The organism is Aporhodopirellula aestuarii (assembly GCF_023701485.1).
Taxonomy (GTDB): Bacteria; Planctomycetota; Planctomycetia; order Pirellulales; family Pirellulaceae; genus Rhodopirellula; species Rhodopirellula aestuarii.
This window is the reverse complement of the sequence record NZ_JAMQBK010000060.1, coordinates 241,123-258,244: the sequence shown is the minus strand read 5'-3', so window position 1 is coordinate 258,244 and position 17,122 is coordinate 241,123. Positions and strand designations below refer to the sequence as shown.

The 17,122-nt window shown below is 56.7% G+C and carries 12 protein-coding genes; 9 read left to right on the top strand and 3 right to left on the bottom strand.

Translation table 11 applies throughout. The features are described 5' to 3' along the window. Positions 1 to 952 precede the first annotated feature (952 nt). From NB063_RS21610 to NB063_RS21595, 4 genes are all read left to right on the top strand, one after another. Complete coding sequence (locus NB063_RS21610) at positions 953 to 2,743, top strand: arylsulfatase (RefSeq protein ID WP_250930888.1); 1,791 nt, start codon at positions 953 to 955, stop codon at positions 2,741 to 2,743. 103 nt (positions 2,744 to 2,846) lie between these two features. Continuing rightward, complete coding sequence (locus NB063_RS21605; RefSeq protein WP_250930886.1) at positions 2,847 to 3,980, top strand: KpsF/GutQ family sugar-phosphate isomerase; 1,134 nt, start codon at positions 2,847 to 2,849, stop codon at positions 3,978 to 3,980. After that, on the top strand, positions 3,977 to 4,540 hold the full coding sequence (locus NB063_RS21600; RefSeq protein ID WP_250930884.1) for a KdsC family phosphatase: 564 nt from the start codon (positions 3,977 to 3,979) through the stop codon (positions 4,538 to 4,540). Before NB063_RS21605 ends, NB063_RS21600 begins: the two co-directional genes overlap by 4 nt. Next, a complete protein-coding gene (locus NB063_RS21595; RefSeq protein ID WP_250930883.1) occupies positions 4,541 to 8,005 on the top strand; it encodes a hypothetical protein in 3,465 nt (1,154 codons plus the stop codon). It abuts the gene before it with no gap. A gap of 2 nt (positions 8,006 to 8,007) precedes the next feature. Here NB063_RS21595 and NB063_RS21590 read toward each other — a convergent pair whose 3' ends face one another. Further along, positions 8,008 to 8,874, bottom strand: coding sequence for an SHOCT domain-containing protein (locus NB063_RS21590; RefSeq protein WP_250930881.1), 867 nt, complete (start codon positions 8,872 to 8,874; stop codon positions 8,008 to 8,010). A 182-nt stretch (positions 8,875 to 9,056) separates the two neighbouring features. Beyond that, positions 9,057 to 9,950: an HDOD domain-containing protein gene (locus NB063_RS21585; protein WP_250930880.1), complete on the bottom strand. Its 894-nt coding sequence runs from the start codon at positions 9,948 to 9,950 to the stop codon at positions 9,057 to 9,059. A 443-nt stretch (positions 9,951 to 10,393) separates the two neighbouring features. Between NB063_RS21585 and NB063_RS21580 the strand changes: the two genes are divergently transcribed. Together NB063_RS21580 and recA are read left to right on the top strand one after the other, a co-directional pair. Beyond that, positions 10,394 to 10,927, top strand: a complete 534-nt coding sequence (locus tag NB063_RS21580) for a hypothetical protein (RefSeq protein ID WP_250930878.1) — start codon at positions 10,394 to 10,396, stop codon at positions 10,925 to 10,927. 195 nt (positions 10,928 to 11,122) lie between these two features. Then, a complete protein-coding gene (recA, locus tag NB063_RS21575) occupies positions 11,123 to 12,244 on the top strand; it encodes a recombinase RecA (RefSeq protein ID WP_322975266.1) in 1,122 nt (373 codons plus the stop codon). A 169-nt stretch (positions 12,245 to 12,413) separates the two neighbouring features. Here recA and scpB read toward each other — a convergent pair whose 3' ends face one another. Beyond that, positions 12,414 to 13,709: an SMC-Scp complex subunit ScpB gene (scpB, locus tag NB063_RS21570; RefSeq protein ID WP_250930876.1), complete on the bottom strand. Its 1,296-nt coding sequence runs from the start codon at positions 13,707 to 13,709 to the stop codon at positions 12,414 to 12,416. Positions 13,710 to 13,929: 220 nt separating this feature from the next. Between scpB and NB063_RS21565 the strand changes: the two genes are divergently transcribed. From NB063_RS21565 to NB063_RS21555, 3 genes are all read left to right on the top strand, one after another. Next, complete coding sequence (locus NB063_RS21565) at positions 13,930 to 14,562, top strand: hypothetical protein (RefSeq protein WP_250930875.1); 633 nt, start codon at positions 13,930 to 13,932, stop codon at positions 14,560 to 14,562. Next, positions 14,559 to 15,731 carry a cysteine desulfurase family protein gene (locus tag NB063_RS21560; RefSeq protein ID WP_250930873.1) on the top strand — a complete coding sequence of 391 codons (1,173 nt, stop codon included), beginning with the start codon at positions 14,559 to 14,561 and terminating at the stop codon, positions 15,729 to 15,731. Before NB063_RS21565 ends, NB063_RS21560 begins: the two co-directional genes overlap by 4 nt. 148 nt (positions 15,732 to 15,879) lie before the next feature. After that, entirely contained in the window at positions 15,880 to 17,085 is a 1,206-nt protein-coding gene (locus NB063_RS21555; protein ID WP_250930871.1) for a helix-turn-helix domain-containing protein, read from the top strand. The last annotated feature ends 37 nt before the right edge of the window (positions 17,086 to 17,122 follow it).

Below are 17,122 nucleotides of genomic sequence, written 5' to 3'. Positions count from 1 at the left end.
GACCGGGAGTCAAACGTCAGCACGCGCACACGCGGAGCAGAATTGAAGAAGCGATGTCATGTTCTGATCGCGGTCACTTTCCACCGCACCCACCTCAACACGAATGTCGATGACATGACGTGACTGCATCAGTCAGCGATCAGTCGGCGCGCACCGGATGCGGGAACGCAAACGGGTTGAAGCACAGGGAAGCAACAGCGAATCAGACCGAGACCGCTGGCGGGCCGCGTAGAGGCGGCAGAGAGTACGCAGGTTCGACATCAGCCGAACGACAGCGGGGAAACTCGGCATTAGCTGCTTTGGTGCAGTCGACATGGATTTCGCTGCCTCGGACCAATCCGCTGGGACTGGCGATCGATTGGCAAATCCAACACGTATGCGAATCATGTGACGAAGAATCGCCACCTATTAACAGGAGAATCTCCGTGGACGCATCACGATCGCTCGTCGATGCACACGAATCTTCGACATCATGCGTGTGGCAACAACCCGCGTGCTGGTGCGAACAATGCCCTAGCTGTGACTCGTCGGGCGATAAGCTCGCGTGCTCGCAAGCGACGTGCCCACAACAATCGTGATCGCAACTAGCGATATGCAGCCAGGCTGGAGCATTCCCCAACGCCAGCGTCACGCTGAGCAAGAAAGTCGTTAATGGACGGATCGACGGAACCACAAATCACCCAACAGGGAGACAAATACGAAAGGGGTGCGGGTCCGACCAAAGACTCAAGCACGCCGTACGCGACACCCTATTAAACGGTTCGTGATCCATCTCATTTTTTCTGAATCAAGATCAACCGCACAATTGCGGCGCGAACACAGTTGTATCTGGCTTGCATAGGTAGCTTCCTTTTTTCCGATTCAGTGAGGCATTCCCACGGCGCCGAGCACCTATACTGTCGCGGCAGGCATGCAACTGTATCACCGCCCTTATCCACGACTGGAGTCCTCGATGCGTCCGTTATCCGCAAATTTGTTGCGTGCGAAATCGACAGTTCGCCTCACAAACGCTTGTGATCGATTTCTGCCACGATTCAAACGATTCGTTTTAGCGTCAGGTGTCGTCACGTGTTCACTATTCCTGATCGCGATACACGCTCAAGCCGAATCAATCCAACGGCCCAACATCATCTACATCTTGTCTGACGACATGGGTTTCTCGGACATCGGGTGTTACGGTAGCGAGATTGAGACGCCGGTTTTGGACTCGTTGGCGGAAAACGGGTTGCGGTTCACGCAGTTTTATAACACGGCACGATGTTGTCCGACGCGGGCGAGTTTGTTGACGGGTTTGTATCCGCATCAAGCGGGCGTGGGCCATATGATGGAGGATCGGGGGCATGAGGGTTATCGCGGACAACTCAATCGTCACTGCGTCACGATTGCCGAGGTGCTGCGTCCGGCCGGGTACCGAACTTACATTTCCGGCAAATGGCACGTGACCCCTTTTAATAACAAGGCCCCCGATGCGGACAAAGCGAATTGGCCACGACAGCGTGGTTTCGATCGTTTCTATGGGACCATTCATGGCGCGGGTAGCTTTTGGGATCCGAACTCACTGACTCGTGACAACACACGAATTTCGCCTGCTGCGGATCCGGAGTATCCGCTCGAGTCACAGGTCGACGGCGAGTTCTATTACACCGACGCGATTACCGATCACGCAACCCGCTTCATTCAGGAACATCACGAACAGTCGGCGGACAAACCGTTCTTTCTCTACGTCGCTTACACGGCAGCCCACTGGCCGATGCACGCGCGAGAACGTGACATCGCGAAGTACGAGGGTCGATACGACGCGGGATACGATGCGATTCGAGACTCCCGCTATCAACGGATGCTCGATCTCGGAGTGATCCAAGCGGAGAGCACCGTGAATTGGCCAATCCCAGACGATTGGAAGGTGAAGAACCATTGGGATTGGGACAAACGCAACATGGAGGTCTATGCGGCGATGATCGATGCGATGGATCAAGGCATTGGAAAAATCGTGCAGTCGCTCAAATCGACCGGCCAGTTCGACAACACGCTGATTTGTTTCTTGCAAGATAACGGCGGGTGTGCGGAGAATTTTGGTCGCAATGGCAAGGACGGGCCACGAGCGAATGGGCCCACTTTGACACCGCTGCCGGCTGATCATTTGCAAATGGACATGGTTCCCAAACAAACCCGCGACGGTTTTCCGGTACGGAATGGGCACAACGCGATGGCGGGGCCGGCAGATACCTATGTCGCCTACGGGCGCGGCTGGGCGACGGTATCGAACACACCTTTTCGCGAATACAAGCACTGGGTACACGAGGGAGGCATTTCCACCCCCTTGATTGCCCATTGGCCGCTCGGCATTTCCCGCCACGGCGAGATCGAATCCACTCCGGGACACCTGATCGACCTGATGACCACGGCCGTCGATGTATCGGGTGCGGAATATCCGGCGACCTCTCATGGCGGCAACAAAATCCACCCGATGGAGGGTCGAAGTCTGCGGCCACTCTTCGACGGTCAGCCGATAGAACGTGAGGCGATTTACTGGGAACACGAGGGAAACCGAGCCGTTAGGGCAGGTGACTACAAACTCGTCGCCAAAGGCCCCAAGGGTGCCTGGGAACTGTACGACATCTCCCGTGACCGCAGCGAGCAGAACGATCTGAGTCAGGAGAAACCTGAAATCGTGGAAAAACTCGCAGCGATGTGGCAGGAGTATGCTGAGAAAAGCTTCGTTTTGCCTGGAATGCGGCGTTGATGCGAGTTCGGTTCGTCTTGCGACCGCAGGAGCCCTTTGGGTAGCCTTGGGATCGGTTCTCTTCGCCCCGTCTGCGAAGCCAAAATACGCACGTTTTGCATGGATGCTCCCCGTGTCGCCTCAACCAATTGCGTCGCGTGACGACGGCAGTTTCGCCGTTGATCGCGTCTCCGGCTCACATAATTCCGCAAAATCGCTCTCTCAAGTCGAGCGTGTCCGGATCATCCGAGACACGATGTTTGCCGAGGCGGACGCGATTCGGGCCGCGGAATCCGTTGCCTCGACCGCCGCCGTGGAAGCCGCCACACGGATCGCGGCATGTACCGGGTCCGTCGTTTTGACCGGCGTGGGCAAAGCAGGATGGATCGCCCAAAAAATTGTCGCGACGCTGGCCAGTACCGGTTCGCCATCGCATTTTCTGCACCCGAGCGAAGCGATTCACGGCGATTTGGGCCGGGTTCAGGGCACCGACATCGTCATCGCTTTTTCGAACTCGGGCCGCAGCGAAGAGGTCGTCCGGGTTTGCGAACACCTCAAGACTCAAGCGAACTGTTTGATCGCGATCACAGCCGACGACGCCAATCCGTTGGCCGAGATGGCGGACCTCGTCGTGCCTATGGGGCGTCACCGCGAAGCCTGCCCCAACGGGCTGGCACCGACGACAAGCACATCGGTAATGCTCGCCATAGGCGACGCGATCGCCATGCTCGCTTCACAACTGCGAGGATTTGGTCCACAGGATTTCGCCCGGTTCCATCCCGGGGGCGCCTTAGGACGCAAGCTGGCCAATGTGGACGACGTGATGCGTGGGCTTCACGAATGCCGAATCGCATCGGAGACGTTACCGGTGCGGGATGCGATCGCGGGCAAAACGCCCGATCGACGAAGCGGGGCCGTGATGCTGGTCGATTCCGATCAAAAACTAACCGGAATTTTCACCGACAGCGATCTCGTCAAACTATTACAACGTCGCCAAGAAAACAGCCTCGATCAGCCGATCAAAGAAGTAATGACTCGGACGCCGGTCACGATTCGCAGCGGCACCCCGCTGGCAAAGGCGGTTACCGTATTGTCGCAGCGACACATCAGCGAATTGCCGGTGATCCATGAAGATGGCCACCCGATCGGAATGATCGACATCACCGACCTGATCACGGCCGGTGATATCTCGACCTGTGACTCAACCGCGACGGTGCTCCCTTTGATTCCTCCCACCACCGGAAAACAATCATCGTGACGTCGCACGTTCCTATTCAGAGTCGGCTACGCAGCGATGCCGAGATTGCCGCAGATATTCAATGCATTTTGACCGATGTCGATGGAGTGCTCACCGACGGCAAGATCACTTATAGCGTCGAAAAAAACGGCGATTGCCGCGAAACCAAATCGTTCCATGTTCGTGACGGTCTGGGAATTAAATTGTGGATGAAAAGCGGTTTTCACTTTGGCATCATCACCGCTCGCACGAGCCCGTTGGTCGCCCATCGCGCCGCTGAACTCGGAATTGAGCATGTATCGCAAGGGGCCAGCGATAAATGGTTGGCCGCTCAAGCGATGATGAAATCGATGGGCGTCAAGCCTCAGCAGGTCTGTTACATCGGCGATGACTTGCCCGACATCTGTGTGATGCGGCAGGTGGCGTTGGCCGCGGCGCCGGACGACGCCGCGACGGATGCCCGCGAGTTTGCTCACTGGACCATGCGCGCACACGGAGGCCAAGGTGTGATTCGTGAGTTAATCGAACGACTATTGCGTGGCGGCGATCGTTGGAATGAACATCTGACGAAAGAGGATTGAATGGCGGGCTCGTTTCGCGACTATATCATCGGATTGAGCTTAGTGCTCGTTGCGATGGGCGGTTATCAAGTGACCGCAGCGAAGTGGCTCACGCCGCCTGAGATCGAGCACGCGCCGATCGCAGTTCGCGTTCTCAGCGACAACGATGAATCCCTGGCCGACTTGTACCCGGAAGATGCCTGGCAACGCGGTCGTGCGATCCGGTTGAAGACACAAGACGGCATGCTGTTGTTTCAAAATTGGGAACAGAACAAAGACGATCGTGACGGCGGCAAGAAATGGCGGTTGTGGCCGATCACGATGGTCATCGGACGCGGGTTGTCGGCGGACGATTCACGCGAACCGATCCTGATCGAGGCAGCCGAAGGCGCGGTGATTGAATTCAGCGCCGCACTCGACGTCATGAGCGGCGTGGCCCCGACGATCCAACGCGGGCAATTGCTCGGCGACGTCCATATTCAACGCGTCGCTTCCCATCAGCCCACGCAAACAACTGGAAACAACGATCCGGAGGCTGATTCGGCTTATCACGTGCGTCCTACGCAGACCGAACTCAGCGACGACCAAACCCTCGACATTCGCACCGCCAACGTCGGTATCGACCGCAGAAAAATCTGGACGACCGAAGCGATTGAAATGCACGTCGGTCGCGCAGTCATGGTCGGGCGAGACTTGACCCTTCACTTGGCAGCATCCACTGGGACAGCCACTTCACAAGCCAACTTGGCCCGCTCTCTCGACCGGATGGAGTTGATTTATCTACGCGAGTTGACGCTGCCGCTCGGAAAGCCACAAGACGCTTGGTCACCAGACGACGACAATCGGGGAATGGTGCAAGTCCATTGCGATGGTCGGATTGAATACGATTTTGCAATGGATCAATTGCTGCTCGATCGCAACGTGCGACTCGTACATCAGGCGACGACCGACACACGATCGGCCGGGAATTCGGACCCATCCTTGTTTGATCAGTTTGAGTGCGACTCACTTCGCATGACACTGCGAGATCCGCTTAACTCGGATCGCATTCGCAAGACCGCCATCGATTGGATCGATCGGATCGAAGCGACTGGACGGCCGGTTCGATTGTCTGTACGGTCGCAGCAATTCGACCTGACGGCTGGACAAGTGTTGTTTGACCCACTGGAAGGTTGGTTGATCGCCGGTCCGTCTCCCGTCGGTGCCATGCCGCTCGCAACGTCGGTTGGTGGCGACCCACGACTCACTGAATTTGTTCGACTTCGACGGGGCGAGATGCAAGCGACGTTATCTCGAATCGTCTACCGTTTTGATCCCAAGCATCCGCAACAACTCGGTACCGTCGAAGTCGACGGCAAAGGACGGGTCGATTACAGCTCGATCGATTCCGTTTTCAAATCTTTCTCGTGGCGTGACAGTCTGCGTGTGTCTCCATTGGAGACCGCCACCGCGGATGCGATGAATGTAAGATTTGGTGTGTGGTGCGACGGCGATATACGTTCATTACTGGCGGATGGCGGTACGTTCCAAACTGATCGTATCGAGGGTGTCCTTAAACCGGTCGTGCAACGCTCTCCAAACTCCCGTGCCCACACCGCCAACAACGCCTCGGGAACCGATGATGCGTCGCTCGATCACAGTTGGTTTCCGGATCGCTTCTCCGCGATCGGCAACGTGCGTGTGAATTCCAGTACGCTGCAAGCTAGCACGCCTCAGATGAATTTGTTCTTTGAACAGGCAGCACCTGCTGCGAAAAATGCCGTAGTGCCGCGAGACGGATCGTCATTGCGACAATGGGTCAGCCAGCCTGATGCGGGAACGCTGAATAATGGCAGGAACGTCGCTGCGGCAAATGGGGTTGCGAAGCCGGCAAAGCCACCGGCGACCATTCGAGGTGATCAGGTCACGGCCAAACTGACGTTCGGTGATGGAGAGTTGACCGCGACCGATTTGAGCGTTGTCGGGAACGTGGAGGTCACGCATTCACTAACGCTACGCCAGAAGACGAGTGCGAATTCGAATCCAGAAACGGATCAGCCAACGCAAACCATGCTCGCTGTGATGACCGGCGATCATTTGCGACTGCGTGACGGCGATGGTGGAGGCGACGTTCTGCAATTGGGCAGCCAGTCTCAAACACCGGCACGTTTGGAGCTGGGTGACGGTTATTTTATCGGCCCTGAAATCCAAGTACGTCCCGATGACAATTACATCTGGATTCCTTCGGCCGGAGAATTTGTTGTTCCGAGTGCGTTCCTTCCTGCACTCGGCGGCGTGGCATCGAGTCGTGATCCGGCAAAGGCAATGCGTTGGACACAGAGTCCTCGTGGGCGGTTTGGTGGCTCGATGACGTTTGACGGACGCGTCGCGACGCTCAGCGGTGGAGTCGTATTGGAGGCGGCGATTGCTCAAGGGCGTGAACCGAGCGATTTAAGGATGCAGGGTGACAAGCTTTCGTTCACGCTCGAAACCCCCGTTGATCTCCGTACGCCGGCGACGTTTCAAGCAACTCAACTCGCACAGATTTCACTCAAACAAACCTCACAACAGCCCGTCGAAATCTTTGTCGACCGATTCGCCGCCGATGGCCGCCGTGAGTCACGTCACGAAATGTTGTTGTCGGAACTGACGTGGATACCAGGCGCTACGACCGAGAATGGAACGGCAGCCTCGTTGACGACTTACCCGATGAATCAATCGCGCCAAGTTGCATCGCCCCTAGCGGGACAGGTTTATGCGCCGGGGGCGGGTTCGTATCGAGGGTGGATCCGCACGACTGCCAAACAATCCGATGAAGCCGACAAGACCGCAATCAAGACACGAGGCATTGCCGACAACGGGGCCGACGCATCGGTGTACTTTGAAGGCATGATCGAAGACCAGCAGGGCGCGTTTGACCGGCAAAACCAAGGAGCCGGAAACTCGCCGCCAGAAACCTACATCACGGGCGTCCATCTCGTTTTCCAAGACGGCATGCAAGGCGACCTCATGGCAAAATCGCTCACGTTCCGGCGCGGAATCCGGATCGGGCGCAAGATCGTCGAAGACTTCGATTCACGATTCGATGCGACCGACATGAACTTGCTATCCGAGGATGAGTTGACGCTCGATTGCGATCAAATTCGCCTCGCGATCGATCCCTCGGCAGCCGTGCAACAATCTCGATTCTCCGCGGATACCGGCGGATCGAGTCCGGCGTTCGAGATTGAAGCATCCGGCGGAATCGTGTTTCGCAGCCGCACCGACCGTGGACTATCAGAAGCGACAGCAGACCGCTGTGGATACGCGGTCGCTAAAGATTTGGTCACCATCGAGGGAACTCCGGGGCGTCCCGCTCGATTTCAACAAACCCCTTTGACCGGGCGTCCTGTCACGCTCGCGATCATCAACATGACGTTGCGGTTAAAGCCGTTTGAGTTGGTTTCGTCCAAGGTCGAAAGCCTGAGTACCGGAATGCGTCCGGCAATGACATCCAGCAACCGGTAACGTTACCGCGAACCGATCTTGGACAACAACGCACTTTTGGTTGCGTTGAATTCGTCTTCGGTGAGAATCCCTTTCTCTTTCAGTTGCGCGAGCCGCTCGAGGCGATCGAAGACGTCGTCAGAGATGCCGTTGGATCCATTACCGTTCGACGGCGAAGGGTTGAAGTTCTCTTGCGGCGCCGCAGGCGGTGTTGGTTCCACCGGTTGCGGAACCGACTGTGGCGCCGTGGTAAACGGAGCACCGTCTTTCCAAACAACCGGCAACGACGCCAAGTCAACAGTGCCGTACTGGCTGGTGAAGGTGATCGACGCACCGCCGCCTTGTTGTTGACCGAAACCACCGATCTGATGATCGAGGGTGTCATAAACCCATGCAGGTCCACCGGTGGTCACCGCCAGGCGATGTGAATCGGCAAAGTAAGCGTACTTGGTCTGATTCTGGTTACCCGTCGCACTCGGCGTACCAAGGTGTGGAGGCCACCACTGTGCCGCCGGATCGGGGACAAACAGACTATTGGTGACACCACAATTACCAGCCGTTTGAGCTTGGGAATCGAACCCGTTTTGGCTCTGCGATTGGAACGATCCCGAGAACGTTCCATGCTGATTGTTAGCTAGGATCGTGGAGAGTTCACTGCACAGATTGTTGACGAGGTTCTTAAGGTTGTAGTTGAAGAGATCGCTGACCATGGTCATGCCGCCCTGCATCCATTGGCCGGAGCCGCCGAAATCGGGGTGACTGAACTGCGCCATGGTTCCGCGGCCGTTGTGAACGGCAATCAACATGTGCGTAACGCCGTCGGGTGAGATACCGTAGCGCGAGGCGAGGTCGTTGACGGTTTGGCGACCTGAATCTGAAAGAGAGAGCACTGTGTTTCCTGTATCCGGCATATTGGGCCGAATTATTCAATGGAGGGGATGGAAGTTCGAAACCGCCTAGAACTCGTATTCTCTCTCCTAATGGTCAAACAGGGAAGCCACAAAGTTGGTGATGTCTTCCACGAGGCTCCGATTCGAGCCCGTTGGCCATTATCGCTCGCAAGAAAAGCGACTCATTCAGCAAACGCTACCAAAGTTCGCTCGGGAACAGGCAGTTTCAGCAGTGGTGCGAACTCAGCCGTTTGTTCGTCGACTTCGCACAAAATCGTTTGCAGAACGTCGGCGGACGGATCAATCAATCTCGCAAAAGCAGACAAAAACTGCTCCTTCTCGTGCCATTCTTTGTCCTGACAGGAAGGCAGAAGAGACGCCAGAGCAACGCAGGCGGCTCCACGCGACATATCGCCTTTGCCGAGCAAATCTTCCATCTGGGTGTGCTGAGCGATCAATGACACGAACTCTTCGGGCAGGTTCCAGCGTTTGGCCAAGAGGGCTGCCGCGTCGGCGTGATCCCAACCGAACATTTCTTGTTCGAGACCGCTGAGCCGCATGCCTTCGGCGGCTCTTTTCTCAACCAGTGGCTCGTATTGTTCTGGTAATTCTTTAAGCAACAACGGGACAGCCATGTCTTGCAGCAACGCACCGGCGAACAAGTCTTCGGCCTCGGCCAACTTGAGCGATCGGCCAGCTTTGCGGGCGAAAATCGCTCGTCGCAGCGAGTCTTGCCACAACGATTTGAGATCGAACGGACCAAACGTCGGATTCGGAATCACGCTGAAGACCGCGTTCCACAAGGCGAAGTTGGTGATCGCACGTGAGCCCACCAACGTGATCGCCTGCGGCACGCTCATGATCTCGCGGCTGAATCCGAAATACGACGAGTTCACAAATCGAAGTACTTGGCCCATCAGCCCTGGATCCGCTTCGATAGGTCGAGCAAAATCGTTGGGGCCGACATCGTCTCGTTGGGACAACTGCAACAAACTGATTGCTGAGTGTGGCAACGCGGGCAGAACGTCGGTGTGAAAAACTTCTTCCAAACTAGCTTTTTCTGCGACAGTACTCATAGAAATCTTGACTCAAGTGCGGGCGGGCGGATTGTTGAAAGACGCGAAGAACGTTGGCCGATCAACGAAATCTAGGACAGAAAAATCACGACGTAGGCATCCGTTCGCACAGAAGTTGGCCATGTCAGCACAACAAGCACCTCCCCCGATCGACTATGACGGCAGTAGCGATTGCACCAACTAGAGAACGAGTAGGCCGTTCAGGCGATCATCGCCAAGTGGCGCGGCCCGATGGATTTGCCTCAGAAATTGCAAACCCGGTCGTCTGATTCCCGGTCACCACTCCTGTTGCGTCTTCACCACATTCGTGGTTTCCAAGACTCAACAGGACCGGCGACATCACGAGTCCTTTTTCCTCGTAAGTCGTTTCATTTGAATGACTTGGCGTAATCCGACTGGCCAGCGACAGTCAGTTGGTGCGACGGTTGCGATGTCTTGCTCGGATGCGAATTCTCTCCATCCTTGATACCGATCCCCGCCACCTTCCGCCGTCACCTTGGGAGCAACCGCACGCTTGGATGCTGCGTCGGCTGCGTGTGACACTGGGGATCGCCGTAATCCTGTTCGCCGTCCAAACCGTCTCGGCTGTGTCGAGAACCGGCTGGTCTGTTCGAACGACCTCCGAGGAAACCAAGCCGTCCATGACGGAGCAACCTCGCGCCGTGCTTCCGCAAGGATGGCGCCGGACAGCCTCGGGATGGCAACATGTGTCGACGTGGTCCGCCATTCCAGACCAAACCTTATCGCTGACCGAACACGTGATCGCTCAGCGCGATGCAGAGCCCCCCTGGTTGCGGGAAGGCATGGCGATGTTGCGCCAAATTCATCCAGGTTGGATCGCGATTGCTCAGTTGACAGCCGTCGGAGTCCTTTTTCTAGCCTCGCGTCATCAGAGTGACCAAACGTGTCCAACAAGGAGGCGATACTTCTTTCGTGAGCCAAACGGGGCTCGCCCGGTGACCAAGAGTCATTGTTGAAAAGGTGTCTGACAAATCATCTGTTTCGGTTGGTATTCGTTGCGAAAATCAATGTTTGCGAAACTAAATCATTGTCCAGCCAAATTTTTAGCGATACCATCAGCCGGCTACTTCGTACGGTGATGTTCAGTACACGGCGTTCTTATTTCATCGTCGCGTTTGGACAGGGAAAGAATCAATAAGGATTTCAGGGATATGGCTAAGCAACCACGTATGGCGACCGCAGCGGCATCTAAGAGCGTCAAACTCGATCCGGGAATGAAACGCATCCTGGAAAAGGAGCCGGGCCTCAAGACCACACTTCAACAAATCGACAAGACGTTCGGTGAAGGCGCCATCATGCCTTTGGGTGCGTCACACAAACTGACTATTGACGGAATCCCCACCGGTTCGCTGAGTCTGGACATGGCCTTGGGCGGACAGGGCATTCCGCGAGGACGGATTATTGAAATCTTCGGTCCTGAATCGAGCGGTAAAACGACCCTCGCCCTGCACATCGGTGCCGAAGCTCAAAAAATGGGTGGCATAGCGGCGATCATCGATGCCGAACACGCATTCGACCCGAGCTGGGCAAAGAAATTGGGTGTCGAACTCGACAGCCTTCTTGTGAGCCAACCGAGCAACGGTGAAGAGGCGATGCAGATCTGCGAGATGCTCGTCAAGAGTAACGCGGTGGACGTGATCATCATCGACTCGGTTGCCGCGCTCGTGCCCAAGGCCGAACTCGACGGTGAAATTGGTGACAGCCACGTCGGCTTGCAAGCTCGACTGATGAGTCAGTCGATGCGGAAATTGACCGGGGCGATCGCCAAGAGCAAATCGGCCGTCGTGTTCATCAACCAAATCCGCGAGAAGGTCGGCGTGATGTTCGGCAGCCCCGAAACCACTCCCGGTGGTCGGGCCTTGAAGTTCTATTGTTCATGCCGGATCGACGTTCGCCGCATCGGCGCGCTGAAAGAGGGCGAGGAACAGGTCGGTCAACGCGTGAAAGCGAAGATCGTCAAGAATAAGGTGGCGCCACCGTTTCGCATTGCTGAGTTTGACATGATGCACAGTTGCGGGATCAGTTTCGAGGGCGATTTGCTCGACCTGGGAACCGAACACAAAGTGGTCAATCGCAGCGGTGCTTGGTTCAAATACGGTGACACCTATCTCGGCCAAGGCAAAGAAAAGGCTCGGAACTTCCTGATTGAAAATCCCGAAATACGGGACGAAATCAAACAGAAGGTTCTCGCCGAAGGTGGCTATGCCGCTCCACTGGACGAAGAAGCGGTCGATGGCGAATCCGATGATGACGCCGATGTCGGCAACAGCTGATCGCGTCTTTTACACTGCGATCAGGTCCTCGGTCACGTGGGCCTGTGTGATCGCCTGATCGCCCGTTGGTAGCATCTCCTCGGGAATCTGGCTTCGAGGAGAACATGGATCGATGACGCCGTTAGTCCGGCGTCATCAACAGATTAGAGCAGGACTGCCGGGAAGACGATTAGATATCGTCATCATCGTCGTCGTCTTCATCCCAGTCGTCATCTTCGTCGTCGTCATCGTCGTCGTCCCAATCTTCATCGGCGTCGTCGTCGTCGACTTCTTCCCAGCTATCATCGACATCGTCTTCGACGTCGAGGTCATCCTCTTCTTCGTCGTCGTCCTCGTCGTCTTCATCATCCTCGTCGTCATCGTCGTCGTCGTCCCAATCATCATCGTCGTCGACGTAATCTTCATCGTCGTCGTCGTCGAGACCTTTTTCGAAGAGATCATCTTCTTCGTCTTCAATGACGGCCACGGGGGCACCGTCGTTGACTGCGCCGGCAGCCGACATGGAAGCGTCCGCATCCATCGACTCACCGGCTGCATCACTGATGCCGGTTGTGAAAGCGGACAACACCAAATCGGTGGCGAGAGCGTCGGTCACAGCGAGACTCACGTCGGACTCCTTGGGGACTTGGGAAGCGGCGGGGTCCGCCGTTTCATGAGAGGGTGAATTTTCAGAATTATCGCGAACATCTGCGACGTCTTGGGAACCAGAAACATCATCACAGAATCCCCGTGAGTCAATCGCTGGCAAGGCGTTTATGGACGCCAATCCGCAGATTTTTAAGAAACGTTTGGTAGTTCCGTAAAGGTAGGGTCGGCCAAGATCTTCACTGCGTCCACTGATTCGCACCAAATCCAACTGCATCAGTTGCCGCAGAATCTCGCCACAGGCTACTCCACGAACACTTTCCACATCTGCCCGCGTCACGTCTTGCCGGTAGGCCACGACGGCGAGCGTTTCCATCATCGGCCAACTCAAACGGATCGCTGGAGCTAAAACGCCGAGTCTTCTTAACCAGGGTGCGACGACAGACCGCGTCACCATGCGGCTACCGCCGGCGAGTTGTTCGATCCGAAACCCACGACCGAGCGAATCGTATAGTTCGTTCAACTCAGCCACAAGCGTGCGGGCTTGGGTCGCGTCCTCGAGCCCCGCTAAGGACGCGATTTTCCTGTAATTCAGCGGTGATTTGGCAATCAGGAGCAGCGCCTCCACGCGGCTTCTGGCGATCGCGGGATCCAATGGATCGGAGCCCCTGTCGCCGTCCGACTTGTCTGCGACAACCCGGACAGTCTGCCCGCCCAGAGCGTCACCGCTGAGTAAACTGAGTCCGAACTCGGAGGCAGATTTTTTCTTGCCGATCCTCTCTGCGACCGCTCGCAGCGTCAACGCACGCTGATCATATGGAGAATCCAATTCTCGTCCGGTCGTGATCGCTCGTTGCCAGGGGGCACCGTAAGGAGTCATTGTGGATCTAGTGTGGGAAATTCGATGGCTCGTGCGCAGCGGCATCATGGACAAGTGGTCCATCAATCACCAGACCGGTTAGAATGAAAAGCCAAGCTTTTCACAACGTCATTCCCTAGGAATTCTCTCTTTGTCTTCGTCTGAATCCCCGCCGAGTTCGCCGCCGGCATCACGCCCGAGCCCGCGCCGACAAATCAGCGCTTCTCAGATTTGGATCTGTGTGATTTCGACAGTGGCCTTGGGCGTTCTGCTGTTGATCGTGATTCGCACCATGGGTTACGTCGAAGGTGAAGAATTTTCACCGACACATTTTCGTTCTCGAACATTCTCGTTCTATGAAATCCCGCTGATCCATTGGCAAATCACGCCGATCCAACGTGAATCAACGACGCCACCTGCGGCATTGCTTTTTACGCAAAAGAATTGGGTTTCGCCGCCTCCGGGCGACCCGGTCGATTGGCACCTGGTTTCGCTACAACGCGGTATGGAGGAAACTTACAACGCCGACGCGAGCCTGCTTTTGACCCAACTCCGACTGCGAGCGAACGGCACTGGCGTGTGGAGAAAATGGAGCCAAGATCATCCGGGACTCGCCGGTGCCTTATGGCCTGCCGTGGCAAAACTGGCCGATCGGGAACTCTACATCCTGATGCCGCGGTTGCTAGAAATGGCCCGGCAGATCGACAGCCCCCCGGCCCTGCAGTCGACGATTTCTAACTATCTGACCCAGGAATATGCGTCTCTGATTCGGGACATGCGAGCGGCAGGGCAAAACGAATTGGCTGACGCGTTATCGGCCGAGGCGGCCGAAGACGAGAACATTTCCACGCAATCCGCCGCTGAACACTCATGATTTACCTTGATAACAACGCCACTACTTCGCTCGACTCTCGCGTCGCGGCGGTGATCACGCAGGCGTGGACGTCGGGACCAACGAATCCTTCCAGCCAGCATCAATTTGGCCGGCGAGCTCGTGCGGCCCTTGAAACCGCGCTCGATCGGATTGGGCGGTGTCTCGGCAGCGATTTAACTCGCGTTGATGCGGCACGTTTGATCGTGACCAGCGGGGGTACCGAGGCCAACAATCTCGCGATCGCTGGTCTCGCCCCCGAAGATGGGACCATTTTGGTCAGCTCGATCGAACACCCCAGCGTTTTGGCTTCCGCCGGGATGATGGAACGAAGAGGACACTTAGTTTTACAGATCGAAGTCGACTCGGGCGGCACCGTCGAATTGGATCACCTCAAATATTTGATCACCGAAACCGCCCGACTGGGAAAACCGGCAAAGTTGGTCTCCATCATGGCGGCGAACAATGAGACCGGCGTGATCCAACCGATCCGTGCTGCGGCAGAGATTTGCCGGAAAAATGGCGTTTTACTGCACGTGGATGCGACTCAAGCGATCGGGAAAATCCCTATCCAGCTCAGTGACTGGGGGGCCGCAAGCGTGACGTTTACGCCGCACAAGTATCACGGGCCCACCGGCGTCGGCTTTCTGTGGCTTGCCCCGGCAACATCGATTCGCCCGACAATCTACGGCGGTGAACAACAACTCGGCACCCGGCCGGGCACCGAACCGGTTCCGCTGGTTTTAGCCGCCGCCGAAGCGACCGCGTTGGCAGTGGAGGAGCAAGCCGAATCCGCGGCCAAAATGGCGAGGCTGCGAGATCATCTCGAACAGGAACTGGTTCGTCGGCATCCGACGATGGCGATTCACGGCCAGCAGAAAGAGCGAATCGCGTCGACGACGTGTCTGTCGCTACCTGGGACGAATCGCCAAACCGTGCTCATGGCGCTGGATTTGGCCGGCGTCGCCTGCAGCAGCGGTTCGGCGTGCAGCAGCGGCAGTAGCCCACCGAGTCACGTACTGACCGCGATGGGGGCGGATAAGTCGATGCTTGACTCGGCCCTGCGATTTGGGGTGTCAAAGTTTTCCACGGACGAAGAAATTGATCGAGCGATCGAACTAATTTCCCGAAAACTGCAGTCTGGAAGCCGTTTTGCACATGTGGAAAACTAGGTGGGAAAGTTGGCTTTTCAGCATTTCCTTGAATAGAATGTCGAAACCCGTCGTCGCGTTACAACGCCCCCAGGGGGTGTGACGCGGAATACCACACTTCGTTGAGTTCGAATGATCGAACTCACATGACGCTCGTTTCAGAACCTCCGTGGTCGCTGCTTCCCCTCCCGCCGTTTCTTCCTTCGCGTTAGAGCGTCCGACGCTGCGCCGACGTCGCCGTGAACCACCGGTGGTGCGAGCGGTAACGCCGCTGTTTTACTATGGCGCGGAGAACCGGTTGGCGGGCTACGTTTGCGATCAATCGATCTCGCCGCTGCTCGAAATCGCCCGGCCGTTGCTTCTCGTGGGGCCATCTGGTGTCGGCAAAACCGCTCTCGCTTTGCACCTTGCGCAGCGAATCGGCATTGATTCGGTGTGGGATAGCCTGACCGATCCGGCAAACTATCCTCACGAGCAATCGCACGAACAGGTCGGTGAAGCAGGTGGATCCGGGGCGGGTTCGGCGACCACGAACATCACCAGCAAAGTCTTGTCTTCCCGCGTCCTCTATCAGCCTGCGGTGGATTTCGCACGCGAATTCGCCTCGTCGATCGATTCCAAAGACATGCCGCGGATGCGTAAGAAGCTCGACGAGGCCTGCGTATGGGTCATCGACGATTTGCATTTGATCGCTGACAAAACGCCCGCGCAGGAAGAACTCGCCGCACGCTTGGAGGCTCGCGACGCGGCGGGACGGATCACCATCGTGACCTGCCGCCGATTACCGTCCGAAATTCGCGGATTGCGTCCACCCCTGGTCAGCCGCACCCTACCCGGACTCACCGTCGAATTGCGTCCGCCTCAAGGTGAGACTCGCAAAGCGATCATTCGCGAACTCATGCTCGCCCACCTCCCTGACGCAGACCCAGACACTTGGGCGTTACTCGATGGGGGCCTCCAGTCGTGCGTCACCGTTCGCGAATTGGAGGCCGGCGTAAAGCAGGTCGCGATGTGGTGTCGCATGAACGATGCATCCGTTTGTCCCGAAGCCTTCCAATCGGTTGTGGGCGAATCTGGAGAAGCGGACACGATCTCGATCAAATCCATTACCTCGGCAGTAGCGAGACAACTGGGTGTGAAGTCATCGGAAATGCGAAGCGGATCACGCCGGCAAAATATCGTGCGAGCGCGATCGCTGGCGATGTGGCTCGCGAGAAAACTGACCGACTCCAGCCTGACTCACATCGGCGACGCGTTTGGCGGGCGTGATCATTCGACGGTGCTGCACGCGATTCGGAAAATGGAAGCATCCTTTGATGATGACGCCGACCTGCGCCGCGCCGCTGACCAGATTACCGAGCGGCTAGCAGGTTAATGCCGCCGGAACGGGTGAGGCTTGCTTGTAGCAACCG

Excerpts from the sequence above, each read along its gene's own strand:
- NB063_RS21585 (WP_250930880.1), bottom strand. The coding sequence starts at position 9,950 with ATGAGTACTGTCGCAGAAAAAGCTAGTTTGGAAGAAGTTTTTCACACC.
- scpB (WP_250930876.1), bottom strand. The coding sequence starts at position 13,709 with ATGACTCCTTACGGTGCCCCCTGGCAACGAGCGATCACGACCGGACGA.
- recA (WP_322975266.1), top strand. The coding sequence starts at position 11,123 with ATGGCTAAGCAACCACGTATGGCGACCGCAGCGGCATCTAAGAGCGTC.
- NB063_RS21610 (WP_250930888.1), top strand. The coding sequence starts at position 953 with ATGCGTCCGTTATCCGCAAATTTGTTGCGTGCGAAATCGACAGTTCGC.
- NB063_RS21595 (WP_250930883.1), top strand. The coding sequence starts at position 4,541 with ATGGCGGGCTCGTTTCGCGACTATATCATCGGATTGAGCTTAGTGCTC.
- NB063_RS21580 (WP_250930878.1), top strand. The coding sequence starts at position 10,394 with ATGCGAATTCTCTCCATCCTTGATACCGATCCCCGCCACCTTCCGCCG.
- NB063_RS21560 (WP_250930873.1), top strand. The coding sequence starts at position 14,559 with ATGATTTACCTTGATAACAACGCCACTACTTCGCTCGACTCTCGCGTC.
- NB063_RS21605 (WP_250930886.1), top strand. The coding sequence starts at position 2,847 with ATGCTCCCCGTGTCGCCTCAACCAATTGCGTCGCGTGACGACGGCAGT.